4 protein-coding genes are annotated in these 2,713 nt (G+C 73.6%); all 4 read left to right on the top strand.

Features of this window, described 5'->3' with window-relative positions:
- A partial coding sequence (locus tag AB0C29_RS42420; RefSeq protein ID WP_360833175.1) for a hypothetical protein occupies positions 1-262 on the top strand: 262 nt, incomplete at its 5' end.
- Positions 259-981, top strand: coding sequence for a hypothetical protein (locus AB0C29_RS42415; protein ID WP_360833173.1), 723 nt, complete (start codon positions 259-261; stop codon positions 979-981). The genes AB0C29_RS42420 and AB0C29_RS42415, both read left to right, overlap by 4 nt.
- Positions 974-2,380: a hypothetical protein gene (locus AB0C29_RS42410; protein ID WP_360833171.1), complete on the top strand. Its 1,407-nt coding sequence runs from the start codon at positions 974-976 to the stop codon at positions 2,378-2,380. The genes AB0C29_RS42415 and AB0C29_RS42410 overlap by 8 nt, the downstream gene beginning before the upstream one ends.
- A 25-nt stretch (positions 2,381-2,405) precedes the next feature.
- The gene (locus tag AB0C29_RS42405; RefSeq protein ID WP_360833169.1) at positions 2,406-2,657 is read left to right on the top strand and encodes a hypothetical protein; all 252 of its coding nucleotides are present in this window, start codon (positions 2,406-2,408) and stop codon (positions 2,655-2,657) included.
- Positions 2,658-2,713: the final 56 nt, after the last annotated feature.

The raw sequence follows: 2,713 nt of genomic DNA, 5'->3' as shown, positions 1-2,713 counted from the left end.
CGGGCGCACCACCGCGGTGGCCACCGTCGAGCCGGAACAGGCGCTCAGCGCGGAGACGAGCCGGCGGCTGCGGGCTGCGCTGGCCCGCGGCAGCACCGGCGTTTTCGCAGCTCAGAACTCATGGGCCGGCGGGTTCCTGGACACCCCCCGTGGTCCCCTCGGTTACGCGGTCGTCGTGGAGGCGGGCGACGACGCCGGGGGCGGACTGCGGGCCCGGCAACTCGCCGCGGCGATGGGCACAGCGATCGGAGAGACCCGATGAGTACGGCCGACGCCCGCTTCGAACGGGCCGTCCTCGATGCGTTCCGGCGTGCGGTCGGGCGCTACTGCACGATCGTCAACGCGGGCGGCCTGGACCCGGGCTCGTTGCGGATCTCGGTGTCGGTGCTGACCCGGACGCCGATGAGCCGGGAGTTCGGCGGCAAGGTGCACCGGATCGTCCACCAGCACATCGACGCGCAGCTGCCCCGGGCCCGGGTCGTCTCGGTCGGTTTCGCCGTCGACCCCGCGCTGCCCGACCCCGGCCACGAGTTCCTGATTCAGCCGCCGGCCCGGCCCGCCCCGAAGCAGACGATGCCCCTCGCCAGCACAGAATTGCCACCGGTGGTCGCGACCGCGCATCTGACCCTGCGGTACGGGGCCGACTTCCGCTGGGTCTGCCACCTGGCCTCCGCCCCGGCCTGGGTGCCGCTGGGCCGCTGGACCGGCCGCGCCGGCCCCGACGCCTCGGTACGCCTGCCCAAGTACGCCACCTTCCTGCCCCGCGGCGAGCTGCTGTATCTGCGCCACGACGGCCACCGCGTCGAGTTCGCCCGGTCCCGGATCCGGCCCGACTACCTGGTCACGATCGACGGCACCCCGCTGCACCCGGACGGCCGGCTGATCCAGGCCGGGCCGGCCGGCTCGATCGGTTACACGGACGGCACCGCGTCGTCCACCCTGCTCGACTACCACCTCGCCTGGGAGGGCGGCCATGGCTGATCCGGACGAACCCGCGATGGTCATCGACCTCAGCGGGCCACAGTGGCAGGTGCTGCTGACCGTCGCCCCGCCCAGCGGGCGGGAACGCAAGAGCGTCGACTTTGACGTGCCGCCGATCGGGGGCGGTGCGACCGGTCAGCTGCGGCGCATCCACACGCAGGTCATCTTCACCACCGCGACCAACGAGCGGAACGGCTGGCCGGACTGGCACGTGAAGATCTACGGCTGCGCCGATCTCGGTGACGCCGAAGCGCTGCGCCAGCACCTGCACGAGCAGGCGACGGCGTTGCAGCGGGCCAACCGCTACCTCGGGGGTACGGACCGCCGTACCCCCGTCGAGCCGCCCTGGGCCGTGGTGCCGGTGCAGGTGGTCCGCGGCGACGGCCAGCTCGAACAGCTCTCCGGCGCGGTCACCACCCGGCTCGGCACCCCGTCCGATCAGATCGTCGCGCAGCTGCACCGCCGGTTGCCGTCGTGGATCGGCGAGGGCGCCCGCCCCGACCTCTACCTGCTGGCCGTCTCCCCGCAGATCGACCTGTTGCGCTGGGAGCCGGTACGGCGCTGGCCCGGCACCGAGCACCTGGGCGACTTCCGCCTGCTCGCCGCGGGCCTGGACCAGCTGCACCAACTCAAGTGGGCGCACTGCGACATCAAGCCGGAGAACGTCTGCTGGTGCGCCAACCAGGACAGCAGCGGTTACGTGCTGATCGACACCGACGCCGCCACCCAGGCCGACCCGCCGCCGGCCGTGCTGCGCGGCACCGAGCTCTACGAGTACGGCGGCATCCGTCGCATGCGGCACGACACCGCCCGCGGCTGGAACCTCACGCCCGGCCTGCTCTACGCCCAGGACCGCTTCGGTTTCCTGATCGTGGTGCTGTGCGCGCTCGCCGGCCGGCACTGGGTGGAACACACGCTGCTGCACACGGATCCCGACAACCCGGCGCAGCGCGTGGCGGACAGCGAGGAGGCGGTGCTGAGGGCGTTGCGGGAGCACTGGGCCGATCCCCGCTGGGAGCCGTTGATCGTCGTGCTGGCCGAGCCGTTCGGCACCGGGCCGCGCGGGCAGATCGCCATCGAGTCACCGCATCCGTGGGCGCAGTCCTGGCTGACCGAGGTGTTCGCGGCCGAGCAGCGCTGCGCGGACGGGCCGGCTCCGGTCGCGGCGGGCACCCGTACCGACCTGGTGTACGCGTTCGCCGGCGCCATCGAGCAGATCCGCGCGTACGCCCAGCACGGTCCGGCCACGCGGCCCGAGCGGGTGCACCGGGCGTACGACGCGATCGGCCGCCAGGCGCAAGCGGTGGCCCTGCGCCGGGCCGCGCTCTGGTTGTCGATCTGGGTTGTCGGATGCGTCGTCGCCGGGGCGGCGCTGGGAGTTCTGGCGGGCGGGGGATGACGTGAACCGTTCATGGCGTGAGGCTTTGCGACAGCGGGTGGCCCGGCAGTGCGGCGAGCCCGACGAGCACTTCGCCGGGTACGGCCACCAGTTCGGCGACTGGATCGATGCCGCACCCGGCTCCGGGCAGCCGGCGTTCGTGGAGGTCGAGGCGGGCGTGGCCGGCTACCTCGGGGTGGCCGCGCGGACCGGGAGCCGCTGGGGCGCCGCCGCCGGCCTGGTGCTGGGCAGCGGCGCGGCGCTGCTGTCGTTCCTGGTCGTCTGGCTGGCCGGCTGATGCGCTGGTCGAAGCCGCCCCCGCCGCCGGAGGACCCGACCAGCCGCTTCGGCAGC

The sequence above is a fragment of the Actinoplanes sp. NPDC048791 genome (assembly GCF_040650095.1).
GTDB lineage: Bacteria > Actinomycetota > Actinomycetes > Mycobacteriales > Micromonosporaceae > Actinoplanes.
Note: the sequence above shows the minus strand (reverse complement) of the source record. Positions and strands in the feature narration are given on the sequence as shown.